Source organism: Gordonia hydrophobica NBRC 16057 (genome assembly GCF_001592365.1).
GTDB classification, from domain to species: domain Bacteria; phylum Actinomycetota; class Actinomycetes; order Mycobacteriales; family Mycobacteriaceae; genus Gordonia; species Gordonia hydrophobica.
Map to the genome: position 1 here is coordinate 268,194 of NZ_BCWU01000004.1, position 14,314 is coordinate 282,507.

Here is a 14,314-nt window from a genome sequence, read left to right on the forward strand (position 1 = left end):
GTTCAGGGTAGCGAGTGTCGGAGCTCGTTGATCGGCGGCCGCTCGCCGCGGAGGAGTTCGGTGCGGTACGGGGTGAAGCCGCCGTCGGCGTCGGGGACGAACTGCGTGAGCCCGACACCGGAGTCGTCGATCCCGCAGCGGTCCAGCAGGGTCGCGACGATCTGCCTGCTCATCAACGACAGCTCGTGCAGTGGACGGTTGCGGTGACTGCGCACGCCGAGGTTCACCTGGCCGATGCCTGCGAGTCCGTAGCGGTCGTAGGTGTCGATGAGCAGGCCGATCTCGACACCGTAGCCGGGCGCGAACCGCACCGAGGCCAGGAGTTCACGCGTCCCCGCGTACTCTCCGCCGAGCGGCTGGCCCACTTCGCCGAGCTCGGGCTTGAGTGCAGTCAGCAAGGGGCGGGCGAGGAGTTCGGTGACGCGTCCCCCGCCGCCCGGCTCCTGCGTGTCTCCGGTCCGCAGCGGTCGACGGTAGTAGCCCTTGACCAGGTGGATGTCCGGGTCGGCGAGAAGCGGGCCGACCATCTTCGGGACGAACATGGGATCGGGATCGATGAGGTCGGAGTCGACGAAGGCGATCACGTCACCGGTGGTCGCCGCGATGGACCGCCACAGCGCCTCGCCCTTCCCGGGAACCGGCGGCAGTCCCGGAATCGCGTCCTCGCGGGTCACGACGCGGGCCCCCGCGGCGCGAGCGCGCTCGGCGGTGCGATCGGTGCTGCCCGAGTCCAGGACGATGAGTTCGTCCACCAGGGTGCCGAGCAACGGGGCGATGGTCGCGATCACGCCGGCGACCGTCGCCTCCTCGTTGAGCGCGGGCAGCACCACCGACACGGTGCGGCCGTTCTTGGCGGCGACGAGATCCTCGACGCTCCACTCGGGATGGTCCCAGGTGTGGGTGTGCGACCAGGGCGCTTCGCCGTGCTCGGCCCAGACCACGCCTTCGTGCCCGGGGTTCATGCGAGCCCCCGCACCGTGCGCGACGGCGGGCGGGTGCCGATGATCGACGCCACCATGTCGACGACCTTGCGCGTGTCGGCGACTTCATGGACGCGGAACATGCGCGCGCCCTGCGCTGCGGCGAGCGCGGTCGCGGCCAGCGTTCCGGCGACACGATCGCCAAGGTCGGCGTTCAGCGTCTCACCGATGAAGTCCTTGTTGCTGAGCGCCATCAGCACCGGCCAACCGGTGTCGACGAGGCGGTCGAGATGCCGCAGCAGCGCCAGTCCGTGATGGGTGTTCTTGCCGAAATCGTGGGTCGGGTCGATCAAGATGCCGTCGGCCCGGACGCCCGCCGCGCGGGCTCGCTCCGCGGCGGTGGTGACCTCGGCGACCACGTCGGCCACGACGTCCTCGTAGGCCACGCGGTGCGGCCGGGTGCGGACACGCGCGCCGCCGGTGTGCGAGCACACCAGCCCGGCTCGGGCCTCGACCGCGACCGACAGCAGGTCAGGGTCCACGCCGGCCCAGGTGTCGTTGATCAGGTCGGCGCCCGCCTCGCAGGCCTGTGCGGCCACCTCGGCGCGCCAGGTGTCGACGCTGATGAGGATGTCGGGGTGTGCGCGGCGGATCCAGGCGATCATCGGGACCACGCGCTGTGCTTCGGTGGCGGCGTCGACGTCGGCGCCCGGTCCCGCCTTCACGCCGCCCACATCGATCATGTCGGCGCCCTGCGCCACCACCTCGTCGATCCGGGCTTTGGCGGCGTCGTCGGCGAAGGTCGCGCCGGCGTCGTAGAACGAGTCGGGGGTGCGATTGACGATCGCCATGACCAGGGCGCGGTCGGCGGCGACGGGCCGACCGCAGAGGGTCGCGGCCGGACAGGCGTTGCTCACCCACTCACCCTACGATGCTCCCGGAATGCGTCAGCGCGGGGCCTTCGCCGCCGCGACGTCGGCCGGGTAGTCGTCGTAGTACGGCACGTACCCGTCCGTCCGACCGGACAGCACCCACACGGTGTCGTCGCCGATCTCGGCGTAGCCCTCCTTGCGGAGTTCCACCTTGCGGTTCTTGAACGTCGACGTGGTCTCGATCTCGGGGACGAATCGCACGAACAACGGGACCGCATACGCGGGCAGGGTGCGGTACAGGCGGTCGGCGAGCTCCTTCGGCTCCACCGACTCCCCGTCGCGCAGCTGCACGGCCACCATGCCTGCGCGACCGTCGCAGCCGGGCACCTCGACGCCGTAGGCGACGGCCTGTTCGACGGCGTCGATGCTGTCGAACGATCCCTCGACCTCGGTGGTCGCGACGTTCTCGCCCTTCCACCGGAAGGTGTCGCCGAGTCGGTCGACGAAGGCGATGTGCGAGAACCCGAGTTCGCGAACCAGGTCACCGGAGTTGAAGTACGAATCGCCCTCCTTGAAGGCGTCGCGAATGATCTTCTTCTCGGTGTCGCTGTCGTCGGTGTAGCCGTCGACCGGGACCCGGTCGCTGATCTGCGCGATCAGCAGACCGGGTTCGCCCTTGCGCACCTTGCGCAGTCGTCCGCGCGCATCGCGCTTGGCGGTGCCGTCTTCGTTGTACTCCACCACGCGGAAGGGCAACGGGCAGAACCCCGCGGTTCGCTTGACGTCGAAGGCGTTGACGAACGCGATGTTGAGTTCGCTGGCGCTGTAGAACTCCATGACGCGGTCGACGCCGAAACGCTCGGTGAACTCGTCCCAGATCTCCGGACGCAGGCCGTTGCCGACCATGAGGCGCACCGAGTGAGTGCGGTCGGTGGGCTTGACCGGCTGCGCCAGCAGATAGCGGCAGAGTTCGCCGATGTAGCAGAAGGCGGTGGCGCGGTTGAGGATGATCTCGTCCCAGAAACGCGACGCCGAGAACTGCTTGCTGATCGCGATGCAGGCGCCTGCGGCCAGGACCGCGCCGAGGGACACCGACAGCGCATTGTTGTGGTACAGCGGCAGCGGCACATACATCGTGTCCGACGCACGCAGTCGTACGGCCAGGCCACCGATGCCGTCGTAGTTCGCGAGCCAGCGGTTATGACTCATCACGCTGGCCTTGGGCAGCCCGGTGGTGCCGGAGGTGAAGATGTAGAACGCGGTCGTCGACGCGGGGAGGTGTTTGGTGACGGCCGGGTCGATCTCGGGCTTGCCGGCGGCGGCCTCGTCGAGGGCGGCGAAGTCGAGGACGTGCGCGGGAAGTCGGTCCGCGCTGATCGACTCGTACGCCTCGGCGCAGTCGGGGTCGTAGACCAGCACTTTGCCGCCGAGCAGCGTCATGCTGTGGTCGATGACCTCGCCGCGCTGGTTGTAGTTCAGCATTCCGGCGACGGCGCCGAGCTTGAGCGCCGCGAGGATCACCATGAGGTCGGTGGGACTGTTCTTTGCGAGGATGCCGACGACGTCGCCGGTCCCGACACCGCGATCGGCGAGAACCGCCGCGTAGCGGTTCACCTGACGGTTCACCTCACCGTAGGTCATGGATTCGCCGTTCCAGCGGATGAACGGGCGGTCCGGATGGTCGGCGGCGCGCTTGGCGAAGATCTGGCCGATCGTCCGCTTGGCCGCAGGCGGACGCACGATCATGCCCGGTGCGTGAGTCGCCATGCGCGGGAGGTCGGGCACCATCTTGACGACGCCGCGGACGATGTCTGTGAGTCCGACTCGGTTCGGAACGTTCGTGCTCATCGAATGCCTCGCTTCATCGTTGTCCGGGTGAACGCCGTCACCTTACCCGTTAGTCAGGTACGTGATGCTCTCACCCACGGTGTCACATACCTTCAGCCTGTCCAGCGCCCACGACGAGACGAACCCGCGCGTCTGCAGATCGTCGAGCCAGCTGAGCATCGGCTGGTAGAAACCGCCGTGGTTCAACAGGACCACGGGCTTGTCGTGCTCACCGAGGTAACCGCCGGTCCACGTCTCGAAGAACTCCTCGAAGGTGCCGATGCCGCCGGGCAACGTCAGGAAGCCGTCGGCCATCTCCTCCATCAGCCGTTTCCGCTCGCGCATGGTGTCGGTGACGATGAGTTCGGTGGAGTCGAGATCGGCCACCTCCTTCTTCATCAGATGCTCGGGGATGATCCCGATCGTCCGCCCGCCGGCCTCGCGTGCGGCCCGGGCCACGCTGCCCATCATCGACACGTTGCCACCCCCGGAGACCAGGGTGAGGCCGGCCTTCGCGATGGCCTCGCCGGTCCGCTCCGCCAAGGTCAGGTAGTCGGCGTCGACGGGTCCCGACGCGCAGTACACGCAGACGGCGCTCACGAACGCGCCGCCTTCACCACGATCGCGACCGCCTCGGCCGGCGTCTCGACGACATGAACGAGGTCGATGTCGCCGGGCGAGATCATGCCCTCGGCCTCCAGCGTGTTCCGCAGCCAGTCCACGAGCGGTCCCCAGAACTCGGTGCCGATCAGCACGATCGGGAACTGCAGCACCTTCTTGGTCTGCACCAGCGTGAGCGCCTCGAAGAGTTCGTCGAGCGTCCCGAAGCCGCCCGGAAGGCAGACGAACGCCTGCGCGTACTTGACGAACATGGTCTTGCGGACGAAGAAGTACCGGAAGTTCATGCTCATCGTGACCCATGGGTTCGAGTGCTGCTCGAACGGGAGCTCGATGTTCAGCCCGATCGACTCGGCGCCCGCCTCGTACGCCCCCCGGTTCGTCGCCTCCATGACGCCGGGGCCGCCGCCGGTGATGACCGCGAAGCCCTCGTGCGCCAGGCGACGCCCGAGATCGCGCGCCGTCTCGTACTCGGGACTGCGCTCCTTGATCCGGGCCGACCCGAAGACGGTGACCGCCTCGGCCACGTTCTCCAGTGCGTCGAATCCCGACACGAACTCCGACTGAATGCGCAGCACCCGCCAGGAGTCCTTGATCATCCGCTGCGCGGCACGCTGCGGATCACGCGGATCCACCCACTCCAGGAGTCGTCGATCCGACGGAACCACCTCGGCCCCGTCCTCGAGGCGAACCTGCATCGGCCCCAGGTTGCGCAGCGTCGAATCCTCCGGCGACGGCACCCCCGATCGCCAGGTGGTCGCGGGCACGTCCCCGCCGGTGGAGTCGGTCGGCGATCCATCGTTCATGCGGCGACAGTAGCAACCCGCATCGACGCGCGTCGTTCGACGCCGACGATCACCGCCGCCGAACAGCGCTCACGCGGTGGCGATCTCGAAGACCGGGAATCTCGCTGCCGCCGCGTGGAAGTCGGCGTCGGATGAGTCTGCGGTGAGCCCGTTGACGAAAGCCGACACCTGCCATCCCCACCGCCGCAGATACTCTCGCAGCAAGTCCGGCTTGGCGTCGTCGGCGAGTTCGACGAGGCGCACCGTCTCGCTGTGTCGACCGTGACGGAGCGTCACCGCTCCCCCGGCTCGCACGTTCTGGACCCACTGCGTTGTTCCGCGGGGCGACATGACGAACCGCCGACCATCGCTGTCGAGAACGTTGACGGGGCGTGCGGCGACGCGACCCGACACCCGCCCGGGAACCGTCAGTTCGTGGCAGGCGCGCGGTGCCGCCCCGAGCCGGGCGAGGCCGCCGACAGCGGCGTTCGACAGCGTGAGCAGGCGTCCGCCGCGGGACTGATCAGGATGGGACATCGAAACCTCCATAGTTGCTGTACGGCGGCAGGATCGCCGCGATGTTCACGACGAGGCAGACGACCGCGAACGCGATCGCGAGGTCGGTGCGACTGTGCACCAGCCACAGCACCAGCGCGGCGGCGGCGAACAGGACGATCTTGACGACGGCCTTGAGTGGAGCGGCGTCGACGATCGGCGACGGTGACGCGAACAGCGCCCACACCGCAGCGACGGCCACGACGGTTCCGACCGCCCCGACCCAGCCGAGTGCGCCGCGCCCGGCCACCTGCCAGACGCCCGCCGCGAGCACCCCCAGCATCAGCAGTTCGACGATGAACAGCACGGTCGCGAGAGTCCAGAAGTAGACCGCGGTCATCACTTCTCCTTCAAATAGAGAACAGTGTTCTTGTTTCACTCACGACGATAGGCGCAGCGCGACGAGAAATCAAGAACACTGTTCTCTATTTCTGGATTTCTGAATCGGCGCGTGCGACGATGGCCGCAATGAGTGATTCCATCGACGCCGGGCCGCGAGCGCGCAACCGCGCCGCCGTCGAGCACCGTCTGCGCACCGTCGGCCGACGCCATCTGGCCGAGCACGGCGCAGCGGCGCTGTCGTTGCGGGCGGTGGCGCGCGATATGGAGATCGCGCCGTCGGCGCTGTACCGCTACGTGCGCAGTCGCGACGACCTGCTCACCGTTCTGATCGTGGACGCGTACGACGATCTCGCCGACGGACTCGATGCGGCGGTGGCGCAGCATCGGACGCCGCGCACCCGGTTCACCGCGTTCGCCACCGCCCTCCGCGCGTGGGCGGTCGCGCATCCCAGCGAGTATGCGCTGGTCTACGGGTCACCGGTGCCGGGCTACCAGGCTCCGCAGGAGCAGACCAATCCCGCAGGTGAGCGTCCCCTGACCGCCCTGGCCGGCATCGTCGCCGCGTCGGACCCGCCAGCGGTCGCCGGGACCGACGCGAGCGTCCAAGACGCGGCAGAGCGTGCCCTCTCGGTGCTGCAGCACGACCCCGCACTGCCACCCGGATCGCAGCCCGCGGCGCTGGCGCGCGCCATCGCCGTCTGGAACCTGCTCCTGGGCTCCATCTCCAGCGAACTCTTCGAGCAGCTCGGCCCGATCACCGACGATCCCGCCGCCGTCTACGCGGGCGTCGTCGACCTGGGCGCCGCACTGCTGTTCGCGTGAGCGTCAGCCCACGAGGAGGTAGTCGCGAAGAATTCGGGCGACCTCGGTGATCTGCTCCACCGGAACGCGTTCGTCGACGCGATGCGCAAGACTCGGATCCCCCGGCCCCAGGTTCACCGCGGGAATGCCGAGAGCGGCGAAGCGCGAGACATCGGTCCAGCCGTACTTGGCTCGGAACCGACCGTTCGCGGCGGCGACGAGCTTCGCGGCAGCCGGGTTCGCCAGTCCGGGCAGGGCGCCGGCCGCGGAGTCGGTGATGACAGCGGTCAGCGTGCCGTCGGCGAGATCGGCTGCAAACACCTCGCGAACGTGCTCGAACGCCTGCTCAGGCGACCGATCCGGCGCGAAGCGGAAGTTCACGTCCACGTACGCCTCGTCGGGGATCACGTTGCCTGCGACACCGCCGTGCACGCCGACCGCAGACAGACCCTCGCGGTACTCGCACCCGTCGATGTCGACGCGCCGCGGCTGATAGGCGTCGAGGGTGGTGAGCAGGCGCCCGAGCTTGTGAATCGCATTGTCGCCCATCCATGCGCGCGCCGAATGCGCTCGCGTGCCCGCAGCGCTGAATCGGACGCGCAGGGTGCCCTGGCAGCCGGCTTCGATCTGGCCCGCGGTCGGCTCGCCGAGGATCGCGACGTCTCCCACCAGCCAGTCGGGCAGGTCGCGTTCGATGGCGCCGAGGCCGTTGAACTCGGCGGCGATCTCCTCGCAGTCGTAGAAGATCAGCGTGAGGTCGTGCGCGGGGGCGTCGAGTGTCGCCGCCAGGTGCAGGAAGACCGCGTCGCCGGACTTCATGTCGACGGTGCCGCAGCCGTGCAGGACGTCGCCGTCGGCGTCGGTGACGGTGCGCCGGGAGGGCACGTTGTCGACGATCGGAACGGTGTCGAGATGCCCCGCCAGAATCACGCGTGTCGGCAGCCCGCCATTGGTCCGCGCGAGGACGCAGTTGCCGTGCCGCCGGATCTCGAATCCGGTCGTCTGCGTCCGCAGTGCGGCTTCGACGGCGTCGGCGATCATCGCCTCGTCGTGACTGACGCTCGGAATGTCGACCAGCGCAGCCGTCAGGTCGATGGGGTCTGCGGTCAGATTCAACGCGGGGAGGCTCACAAGAATTCATCGTAGGCGGATCCGCGCTGCGCGTTTAAAATCGTCCGGTGACTACTCAAGGCGCTGTTGCCATTGGAATCGCCACCGTCCGGGAGAACGACGGTCAGACCGTCGTCCTCGACACCTGGTTCCCCGATCCGGGACTCGCAGACACTGCGGACACCGGCACCACCGAACTCACCGGAGACGACGTCCCCGCCGACCTGCGTGCGCTGGTCGGCACCGATGAGGCGCGCGGTGTGCGGACGATCGCGGTCCGGACCGCCATCGCCGACCTCTCCGTCGCGCCCGTCGATGCACACGACGTCTACCTGCGCCTTCACCTCCTCTCCCATTGCTTGATCGCACCGCACGGCGCCAATCTCGACGGACAGTTCGGCCTGCTGAGCAATGTGGTGTGGACCAACTTCGGCCCCTGCGCCGTCGACGGCTTCGAGACGACCCGCGCGCGACTGCGCGCCCGCGGTCACGTGACCGTGTACTCGATCGACAAGTTCCCGCGCATGGTCGACTACGTGACCCCGCAGGGAGTGCGGATCGGCGACGCCGATCGCGTCCGCCTCGGTGCGCATCTCTCCCCCGGCACCACGGTGATGCACGAGGGCTTCGTGAATTTCAATGCCGGCACGCTCGGCACGTCGATGGTCGAGGGACGCATCTCGGCGGGCGTCGTCGTCGACGACGGCTCCGACATCGGCGGCGGTGCGTCGACCATGGGCACGCTGTCCGGCGGCGGCAAGGAGATCATCCGCATCGGCAAGCGCTGCCTGCTCGGCGCCAACGCCGGCTGCGGGATCCCGCTCGGCGACGACTGTGTCATCGAAGCGGGCCTGTACATCACCGCGGGCACCAAGGTCGTCGGCCCCGACGGTTCCGTCGTCAAGGCCCGTGACCTGGCCGGGCAGTCGAACCTGCTCTTCCGGCGCAACAGCACCACCGGTGCCGTCGAAGTGACCGCCAAGGAAGGCGACGGCATCGCGCTCAACGAAGCGCTGCACGCCCACAACTGATCAGTGCCCCGCACTGTACTGCGTGCGTGACCAGGCCCCCGACGTTTGTGCGTCGGGGGCTTCGGCGCCGCCGCTCGTAAACTGATCCCCGATTCGCGTCAGAATGGCGAATTATGAGAAGTTCCGGCGGTATAGGGGATTCAAATGCGAAGATCGCCGTCATGGACTCGGGGGTGTTCAAACGGGGGAAGCTGCTGGAATCGATGCCGCGTGCGGCGATCGACGGCGCGATCAGAGACGGCCGGCTCCGCGCGCTGCGGCACGGCTGGCTCGCGACACCGACGGCCGATCCCGACGTGGTCCGCGCTGTCAGCATCGGCGGTGTGCTGAGTTGCGCGTCGGCGTTGACACTGCACGGCGTGTGGGTTCCGCCAACGTCGAAGCTGCACGTCCGCGGTTCCACTGCGTCGGTTCGCAATCACCCGACATGGTGCAGACAGCACGGCAGGCCACCGACGGTGACCGATGCCGTCGATGATCTGCCGACCGCGCTCCGCCACGCGGCCCGATGCCTGCCCACCGAAGACTTCGTGGTGGTCTGCGATTCAATCCTCAATCGAGGACTGCTGACGCCCTCCGCCCTGGCGGCCGAACTGGGCGGCACGCCGCAATCCGTGCAGCACGCGCTGTCGCTGGTCGACGGACGCTCGGAGTCCGGGACCGAGACCATGGTCCGACTTCGGCTCCGCCGGCCGAACCTGCAGATCCGCACCCAGGTCCCGATTCCCTGCGTCGGCCGGGTCGACCTCGTGATCGGCACCTCGCTGATCATCGAGGTGGACGGCTACGAGTACCACGCCGATCCGGACCAGTTCGAGAAGGATCGACTACGCGACCTCCAAGCGTGGGCTCTCGGCTACCACCCGATCCGACTCACCTACCGACAGGTCGTCTACCAGTGGAACCTCGTCGGCCCGCTCATCGACGAAGCCATCAAACGTGGACTGCACCGCAAGCCGTTGGTCGCCGCAGGGTTTGCGTAAATGAATCCCCGATTCGCCGATCCTTAGCTGATTTCCTCCAGTAGTCGGCACCACGGGGATTTATTTACGAACCGAGGCGTTCGACGGCGGCGTCGATCCGTTCGTCCGTGCCCGTCAACGCCACGCGGACATGCTGCGCCCCGGCCGGACCGTAGAAGTCGCCGGGCGCGACCAGAATGCCGCGGTCGGCCAGCCAGCGCTGCGTGACACGCGAGTCCTCGCCGCGCGTGGCCCACAGGTACAGGCCGGCCTCGGAGTGATCGATGGTGAAGCCTGCATCCAGGAGGGCGGTCCGCAGCTTGTCGCGACGCACCCGGTAGCGCTCGCGCTGCGCGTCGACGTGCACGTCGTCGTTGAGCGCGGCCACCGTCGCGCCCTGAATCGGGAACGGCACGATCATGCCCGCGTGCTTGCGAACAGCGAGGAGTTCGGCGATCAGGTCGCGGTCGCCGGCGAGGAAGCCCGCCCGGTACGACGCGAGGTTGGAGACCTTCGAGAGCGAATGCACCGCGATGAGCCCGGTGTGGTCGCCGCCGCAGACCTCGGGGTGCAGCACCGAGTACGCCTGCCCCTCCCAGGTCAGTCCCAGGTAGCACTCGTCCGACACGACGACGGCGCCGCGCGCCCGCGCCCAGTCGACGATCTCCTTGAGCTGTGCCACGCTCTGCACCCGCCCGGTCGGGTTGGACGGGCTGTTGAGATACACCAGCACCGGATCGCCGTCACCGATGGCCGGAACCGTGTCGGCACGGAGCACGTCGGCACCGGCGAGCAGCGCGCCGACCTCGTAGGTGGGATACGCGACCTCGGGGATGACCACGAGATCACCGCGACGGACACCGATCTGTGCGGGCAGCCCGGCGATGATCTCCTTGGTGCCGACGACCGGCAGGATCGACGCCTGGTCGAGGCCGGTGATGTCGAACCGCCGAGCGAGCGCTCCGATCGCCGCTTCGCGCAAGTCCAGTGTGCCGACGGTGGCCGGATAGCCCGGGAACTCCGACGACGCGGCGAGCGCCTCGCGAATCACCGGGTCCACCGGATCGACCGGGGTGCCGACCGAGAGGTCGACGATCCCGTCGGGGTGTGCGAGCGCCGCGGCCTTCGCATCGGCGATGGTGTCCCAGGGGAAGTCCGGCAGTCCGGCACTCACCGGCTTCAGTCGGCGGGTCGTCGATCGGCGCGCAGCGGTCACTGAGGTCTCAGTCCTCTTCGCCCATCGGCGGCAGCGCCTTGATGAACGGCGGGTCGACGTCGGTCTTGCCGACCTTGCTGGCGCCGCCGGGCGAACCGAGCTCGTTGAAGAAGTCGACGTTCGCGCTGACGTAGGGCTCCCACTCGTCCGGCACGTCGTCCTCGTAGAAGATCGCCTCGACCGGGCAGACGGGCTCACACGCACCGCAGTCGACGCACTCGTCGGGCTGGATGTACAGCATCCGGCCGCCCTCGTAGATGCAGTCGACCGGGCACTCTTCAACGCACGCCCGGTCGAGCACGTCGACACAGGGCTCAGCGATGATGTAGGTCACTTCGCTTCTCCTTCACTGCACGATTCCCACTCCGCGCTCAGGGCTGATGAGCGCAGAGGAATCCTGTCGCCCTAAAGAGTATCCATTGCGGCCTGCGATCCCCGACCGCGACCCCGCCGCTCACTCATCCCATCCGCACGACCTGCGGATAGTTTTGCTCAGCCTGACGAAAACCGGCGACCTGCGCACGCATGGCGCCGTCACCCCACTCCTCCGTGGCCGATCACACACCCACGCTGATACCCCGGGCGGCCGGGATTCGGGCCGCGAACCTGTCGGGCGGACTGCTGACGCTCCGCGCTCACACCGCGATTCACCAGTTCCAGACCGTCTGATCATTCCCGAGGCAATGAACCTTACAAGGCCACGTCCAACGCCGTCACCGGCGACTCCACTCGCCCGTACTCGGTCGTCCGCTGCCGCGGGGTGCGGCCGATGCCGGTGACGATGTCGTGGAGTTCGGCGACGGTCTTCGCCGAGCCGTGCTGGCTGCCCGCCATACGCGAGATGGTCTCCTCCATCAGTGTGCCGCCCAGATCGTCGGCGCCGCCGCGCAGCATCACGCGGGTGCCGTCGACGCCGAGCTTGACCCAGCTGGTCTGCACGTGGTCGATCCGGCCGTGCAGCATCAGTCGGGCGAGCGCGTGCACCGCACGGTTCTCGCGCCGCGTGGGGCCCGGGCGCGACGCCCCGGCCAGGTACAGCGGTGACGACTGGTGGACGAACGGCAGCGGGACGAACTCGGTGAATCCGCCGGTCCGGTCCTGAATCCCGCGCAGGATGTTCAGGTGCCCCACCCAGTGGTGCGGCGAGTCGACGTGCCCGTACATCATGGTCGAGCTCGACGGAATGCCCAGTTCGTGGGCGGTGGTGATGACGTCGATCCAGGCCGAGGTGGGGAGTTTGCCCTTGGTCAGCACCCAGCGGACCTCGTCGTCGAGGATCTCCGCGGCGGTGCCCGGAATGGAGCCGAGGCCTGCCTCCTTCAAGGCCGAGAGCCAGTCGCGGATCGATTCGCCGCCCCGCGACGCACCGTTGACGATCTCCATCGGGCTGAACGCGTGCACGTGCATCGACGGCACGCGTTCCTTGATGGCGCGCACCAGATCGGCGTACCCGCTGACCGGCAGTTCCGGGTCGATGCCGCCCTGCATGCAGATCTCGGTGGCGCCGTCGACATGCGCCTCCCACGCGCGGTCGGCGACCTCGGCCGTCGACAGGGTGAAGGCGTCGGCGTCGCCCTTGCGCTGGGCGAACGCGCAGAACCGGCAGCCGGTGTAGCAGACGTTGGTGAAGTTGATGTTCCGGTTCACCACGTAGCTGACGTCGTCGCCGACCACGTCGGCCCGGATCGAGTCGGCGAGCGCCGCCAGGGCGTCGAGCCCGGGACCGTCGGCTTCGGCGAGCGCCAGATAGTCCTCGTCGGACAGGCCCGCGGGATCGATCTCCGCCCGACGCAGTGCCGCCGCGACCTCGGACTCCAGATGGGCGGGCGCCGAACTGCCGAGTTGCAGCACCTGCTCGCGGATGGTGTCCCAATCGCCGAAGGCGTTGTCGATGTCGCTGCGGGTGTCGGTGTTCCGACCGTCGACGTCGATCTCCGAGTTCAGATCGATCCGCCCCGACGACGACCAGTCCTCGTCGGGTTCCTGCCACGGCAGTCCGGTCGGGGTCACGTCGGCGGCGAGACCGGATTCCGGGTCGGCGAGCGCCGCCACGTGGTGCGAGATCCGTGGATCGATCCACGGGTTGCCCGCCTTGACGTACTTGGGCTGAGCGGCGACCCGCTCGACGAGCGTGTATCCGGTCGACGCGGTGATGTCGGCGAGCGTGTCGAGGTTCGGCCACGGCCGTTCCGGATTCACATGGTCGGGGGTCAGCGGCGACACGCCGCCCCAGTCGTCGACCCCCGCGGCGATCAGCGAACGGCACTCCTGCGCGGACACCAGATTCGGCGGGGCCTGGATTCGCATGGCCGGGCCAAGCACCAGGCGGGCGACGGCGATCGCGGCGAGGTACTCGGCGATCTCGGCGTCGGGGGTCTCCCGCATCGCGGTGTCCGGCTTGGCCCGGAAGTTCTGCACGATCACTTCTTGGATGTGCCCGAAGGCCTTCTGCGATTTACGGATGGCGAAGATCGACTCGGCGCGCTCGTGCAGGTTCTCCCCGATCCCGACCAGGATGCCGGTGGTGAACGGCACCGACAGGCGGCCGGCGTCGGTCAGCACGCGGAGCCGAACCTCCGGGTCCTTGTCGGGACTGCCGTAGTGGCACTCCCCCTTGTCGGTGAACAGGCGTCGAGCGGTGGTCTCGAGCATCATGCCCATCGACGGCGCCACCGGCTTGAGTCGGTTGATCTCCTCCCAGCTCATCACGCCGGGATTCAGGTGCGGGAGCAGCCCGGTCTCTTCGAGCACTCGGATCGCCGCGGCCCGCACGTAGTCGAGGGTGGAGTCGTAGCCGCGCTCATCGAGCCAGGCGGCCGCCTCGGGCCACCGGTCCTCGGGCCGATCGCCGAGCGTGAAGAGCGCTTCCTTGCAACCCAGTTCGGCTCCCCGCCGCGCGACGTCGACGATCTCGTCGATCTCCATGTACATGCCCTTGCCCTCGCGGGCGAGCTTGCCCGGCACGGTCACGAACGTGCAGTAGTGGCAGCGGTCGCGGCACAGGTGAGTGATCGGGATGAAGACCTTGCGCGAGTAGCTGATCTGCCGGGCACGACCCTCCGCTTCCAGTCCGGCGTCCCGGACGCGGCCCGCGGCCTCGCAGAGTGCGCCGAGGTCATCGCCGCGAGCAGCCAGCAGCACGGCCGCTTCGTCGACGTTCAGGACCGAGCCGTCGCGTGCTCGGCGCAGCGCGCGACGCATGGCGGATGCGGACGGCGCCGGGAACGAACCCGGCTCCGACTGCGGGGCACTGTCAGTGGAGGTGGTCACTCGTC

General features: G+C 68.4%; 14 protein-coding genes. 3 read left to right on the top strand and 11 right to left on the bottom strand.

Translation table 11 applies throughout. From position 1 onward, the window contains the following. Positions 1 to 2: 2 nt before the first annotated feature. The 7 genes from GH2_RS09055 to GH2_RS09085 all read right to left on the bottom strand — a co-directional run bounded on the left by GH2_RS09055 (position 3) and on the right by GH2_RS09085 (position 5,917). Positions 3 to 962, bottom strand: coding sequence for a glucosyl-3-phosphoglycerate synthase (locus GH2_RS09055; protein ID WP_066166166.1), 960 nt, complete (start codon positions 960 to 962; stop codon positions 3 to 5). Beyond that, positions 959 to 1,771, bottom strand: a complete 813-nt coding sequence (gene folP / locus GH2_RS09060; RefSeq protein ID WP_174545335.1) for a dihydropteroate synthase — start codon at positions 1,769 to 1,771, stop codon at positions 959 to 961. The genes GH2_RS09055 and folP overlap by 4 nt, the downstream gene beginning before the upstream one ends. Before the next feature lie 96 nt (positions 1,772 to 1,867). Continuing rightward, positions 1,868 to 3,640 (bottom strand): long-chain-acyl-CoA synthetase, encoded by a 1,773-nt coding sequence (locus tag GH2_RS09065; RefSeq protein WP_066166171.1) that lies wholly within the window; start codon positions 3,638 to 3,640, stop codon positions 1,868 to 1,870. A gap of 42 nt (positions 3,641 to 3,682) precedes the next feature. Further along, entirely contained in the window at positions 3,683 to 4,219 is a 537-nt protein-coding gene (locus GH2_RS09070) for an LOG family protein (RefSeq protein WP_066166174.1), read from the bottom strand. Then, entirely contained in the window at positions 4,216 to 5,043 is an 828-nt protein-coding gene (locus GH2_RS09075) for an LOG family protein (protein ID WP_084247398.1), read from the bottom strand. Before GH2_RS09075 ends, GH2_RS09070 begins: the two co-directional genes overlap by 4 nt. 69 nt (positions 5,044 to 5,112) lie before the next feature. Continuing rightward, positions 5,113 to 5,559, bottom strand: coding sequence for a nitroreductase/quinone reductase family protein (locus tag GH2_RS09080; protein ID WP_066166177.1), 447 nt, complete (start codon positions 5,557 to 5,559; stop codon positions 5,113 to 5,115). Beyond that, positions 5,546 to 5,917, bottom strand: coding sequence for a DUF2568 domain-containing protein (locus GH2_RS09085; RefSeq protein ID WP_066166180.1), 372 nt, complete (start codon positions 5,915 to 5,917; stop codon positions 5,546 to 5,548). The genes GH2_RS09080 and GH2_RS09085 overlap by 14 nt, the downstream gene beginning before the upstream one ends. A gap of 128 nt (positions 5,918 to 6,045) precedes the next feature. Between GH2_RS09085 and GH2_RS09090 the strand changes: the two genes are divergently transcribed. After that, positions 6,046 to 6,741, top strand: coding sequence for a TetR/AcrR family transcriptional regulator (locus GH2_RS09090; protein WP_066166183.1), 696 nt, complete (start codon positions 6,046 to 6,048; stop codon positions 6,739 to 6,741). A 3-nt stretch (positions 6,742 to 6,744) separates the two neighbouring features. On the opposite strand, the gene dapE is transcribed toward GH2_RS09090, so the two are convergent. Beyond that, entirely contained in the window at positions 6,745 to 7,851 is a 1,107-nt protein-coding gene (gene dapE, locus GH2_RS09095) for a succinyl-diaminopimelate desuccinylase (protein ID WP_066166186.1), read from the bottom strand. 47 nt (positions 7,852 to 7,898) lie between these two features. On the opposite strand from dapE, the gene dapD reads away from it, so the two are divergent. Next, entirely contained in the window at positions 7,899 to 8,861 is a 963-nt protein-coding gene (gene dapD / locus GH2_RS09100) for a 2,3,4,5-tetrahydropyridine-2,6-dicarboxylate N-succinyltransferase (protein ID WP_066166189.1), read from the top strand. A gap of 161 nt (positions 8,862 to 9,022) precedes the next feature. Continuing rightward, positions 9,023 to 9,844, top strand: coding sequence for an endonuclease domain-containing protein (locus GH2_RS09105; RefSeq protein WP_239588589.1), 822 nt, complete (start codon positions 9,023 to 9,025; stop codon positions 9,842 to 9,844). Between the two features lie 64 nt (positions 9,845 to 9,908). Here the strand turns inward: GH2_RS09105 and dapC are convergent, their stop codons facing one another. From dapC to GH2_RS09120, 3 genes are all read right to left on the bottom strand, one after another. Then, on the bottom strand, positions 9,909 to 11,039 hold the full coding sequence (gene dapC / locus GH2_RS09110) for a succinyldiaminopimelate transaminase (RefSeq protein ID WP_066166192.1): 1,131 nt from the start codon (positions 11,037 to 11,039) through the stop codon (positions 9,909 to 9,911). Positions 11,040 to 11,046: 7 nt separating this feature from the next. Continuing rightward, entirely contained in the window at positions 11,047 to 11,373 is a 327-nt protein-coding gene (fdxA, locus tag GH2_RS09115) for a ferredoxin (RefSeq protein WP_066166196.1), read from the bottom strand. A 356-nt stretch (positions 11,374 to 11,729) separates the two neighbouring features. Beyond that, complete coding sequence (locus GH2_RS09120) at positions 11,730 to 14,309, bottom strand: bifunctional FO biosynthesis protein CofGH (protein ID WP_157086043.1); 2,580 nt, start codon at positions 14,307 to 14,309, stop codon at positions 11,730 to 11,732. Positions 14,310 to 14,314: the final 5 nt, after the last annotated feature.